Annotated in this window: 3 protein-coding genes; all 3 read right to left on the bottom strand. The window is 71.5% G+C overall.

The genetic code is table 11. The features are described 5' to 3' along the window. On the bottom strand, positions 1-377 hold a 377-nt coding region (locus VIB55_RS09805), incomplete at its 3' end, for an erythromycin esterase family protein (RefSeq protein ID WP_331876470.1). Between the two features lie 89 nt (positions 378-466). Next, the gene (locus tag VIB55_RS09800; RefSeq protein ID WP_331876469.1) at positions 467-916 is read right to left on the bottom strand and encodes a hypothetical protein; all 450 of its coding nucleotides are present in this window, start codon (positions 914-916) and stop codon (positions 467-469) included. Positions 917-1,018: 102 nt separating this feature from the next. Then, positions 1,019-2,275, bottom strand: coding sequence for a L,D-transpeptidase (locus VIB55_RS09795; RefSeq protein WP_331876468.1), 1,257 nt, complete (start codon positions 2,273-2,275; stop codon positions 1,019-1,021). Positions 2,276-2,861 lie beyond the last annotated feature (586 nt).

The following is a 2,861-nucleotide window of genomic DNA, read 5'->3' as shown; positions in this document are numbered from 1 at the left end:
CCGTTCCCGTGGATGAACTCGTTCGCATCGTAGGCGTCCTGCCAGTCGGCTTCGACCGCGACCACGGTGAACCCCTTCTCTTCGATCAATCGCCGGGTGATCCGCGCGCGCTCGCGGTAGAACTCGTGCGTGCCGTGCGTGGCCTCGCCCAGCAGCACGAACCGCGCGTCGCCCACGTGCGCGATCAGCGAATCGTAGTCCGTTTCCGCGCCGGTGATGGGGATGGCTGCCGCGCGCACGATCTGCACCTCCGCGTCCACCTCGCCCGGCCGAGGGGACGCATCCCCAGCGACCTGCCCTCCGCCCGAGTTGGCGCAGGCCCCCGTCAGCGCCGTCCCCAGCGCCGCCATCACCCGCCCCAGCCGATTCGATCGCATCGCAAACGCCTCCACTCCAGGGATTTAGGAGTGGAGGCGGTGGCATGCCGCGTACCAGTGCGGAAGCAGCGAAGGACTGCTCCGGGCGATCAATCCATCGGGGAGTATTCCACGGTGAACGTGTTGGACACCGTCTCGTGGAACCGGCTGGAGTCCGGGCCGTCGGTCGCGCGGACGCGGATGCGGTAGCGGCCGGGCTCGCCCACGCTCACCACCGAGCGAACGGAGTCACCGGGCTGCACCTCCAGGGGGCCGCTCGTGTTGATGGCCAGACAGAGGCTGCCGCCGCCGTACGCCTGCCGCCAATCGCCCCCTTCGCGCCGGTCGACGGCCACGATCACCTCGCCGCAGTGCGGAAGGTAGATGGACTCGTCGCCCTCGTTCTTCACGCTGAACCCGACCGGACTGACGAAGCCGATGGGATTCGCGACGTACTCCTCCTGCTCGGTGCGCACCTTCAGCTCGGGCCCGCTCGAGCCGAACGGCGACGTGCAGGCAGCCAGGAGGATGAACGGCAGCGCGGACAGGATTCTTTCCATACGTCAATCTCCAGGGGTCACGTTCCGGGGGCCGGGGATACAAACGAACGAGCGCCCCGGGATGCGACACCCCGGAGCGCCCGTCATCCGCCATCCGCGCCGTCAGCGCACGGCCAGTCCGTTGCGCTCGCGATACGCCTGCTCCGCCGAGGCCAGCGCGTCCCACGACCGCTGCGAGGCACGGCGCAGCACCTCGCGCGGGGCGCGCCGTGTGGGCCACGGCGCGGCGGCGGTGTTCACGTCGCCGGGAAAGAGGGCGAGGCTCCCGTCCACGATGGCGCGCGCCACCGATTCTCGCGTGGGGCGGTCCAGGTTGGCCATCACCGCCAGGGTGCGCAGCGCGCCCTGCGCGAACGCGTCGGTGACGAAGGTGGCGTATTCTTCCCGCAGTGCGCCGGTGCCCAGGTCGGGATAGCGCTCGAACAGCCCGGCGAGCGCCTCGTCGTCGCCGTCCTTGACGCCGCGCAGCAGGAGCACGCTTGCGACCTGGGGCCAGCGCGTCTGCGCGCCGCGTGCGGCCACGGCGGCGAACAGCTCGTCGTCCAGGCGGTCCAGCAGGTCGTACGTCTCCTGCTCCTCCAACTCCACGGTGAACGGGTCGCGCGGAGGCGGAATCCGCTCCCCGTTCGCCCCCGTGCGGCGCGTGGACGTGGAGGCGGTCTGCCGGGGCGGCGCGTCCGGCGCGGCGTTGCGCCCGCCCACCATGATGATCTCGGTGCCCACCTGTACGTTGTGGAACAGGCGCAGCGCGTCGGCGTTGCTCAGGCGGATGCAGCCGTGCGACACGCGCTGGCCCAGCAGCTCGGGCTTGTCGGTGCCGTGGATGGCCAGCCCTTGGCCGATGAACACGCCGGCCGAGCCCAGCCCGCGCGGAAAGCGGCGCGCGTCGGAGTTGGGCGGTGGAACGCGCAGCCCGTTCTCGATGAAGTACCAGTCTGGAGCGATCCAGTCCGGCTCCACCTGCTTGTGGGTGACGTGAAAGGTGCCGTTGGGCGTCGCGAAGTCCCACTCGCCGCGGTCGTGCTCCAGCCGCAGCCCGGTGCCAGTGCCCACGGGCGCGGACCAGAGCACCCGCCGCCCGCGGGCGAAGTACAGGCGGTTGGCGTCCAGGTCCACCACGACGGCGTATCCGCCCCGCGCCAGCGAGCGGGACCGCACGCGGGCGAGCGGGTTCTGCGCCTGCGGCGCCGCGTCCGCGGGGCGCGTGACGGGCGGACGCCGCGTGGGCGCGGCGGGCACCTCTGCCCGGCGGCGCGGACGCTGCTGCGCGTCAGCCGGCGGTGCCGAGGCGGCCGCCACGCCCGCCGCCGCGAGCGCCAGCACGCCGGCGCGGCGAAGGAGAAAAAAAGTGTTGCGCATACTTCCGCGGGGTACCACGTGAGTCGGACGTCTGCCCCGTAAACAGAGGGCAATCGGCATACCCGGCGCGTCACGTGGTTGTTTCCTCCGCGCCCCTATCCGCATCCCACCGCAGCCTGTCATCCTGAAGGCCCAGGCGCACCCGATCAGCCCGTAGCACAGACAACGCGGGCCGAAGGATCTAGCCGCGGAAGGGAAACCAGCCCGGGCGCGGCAGCGGTCACCGTAGCCGAGGCCTCGGCTGCCGTGGGGCCCTCACCCCGCCGCGCTGACACGCGTGCGACCCTCTCCCACAAACAGCGTGGGAGAGGGGGTACGCTGCAGGCTTGCGGTGCGGCGAGGAGTACGCGGCGAGTGCCCGGCCCTGCTGGGGCGACTGAAGTCGCGGCAACAACGGCCCAAAGTCCGCCTTCGCGGACTGCAACGCGCAGTCGAGTGCGCTAGGCCAGCCGAAGCGCGACCGAATTCTCCCTTTCCCCCGCTTGCGGGGGAGAGGGTCGGGGAGAGAGGGCGGCCAGGGGCATGCGCCGGGACCTCCGAAGCGCACCGTTCCTCGCCCTCGTTGCTGTCGAGTGCGCGGGCCCCG

The organism is Longimicrobium sp. (assembly GCF_036554565.1).
In the GTDB taxonomy this organism is placed as follows: Bacteria; Gemmatimonadota; Gemmatimonadetes; order Longimicrobiales; family Longimicrobiaceae; genus Longimicrobium.
This window is presented reverse-complemented; position numbering and strand designations above follow the sequence as displayed.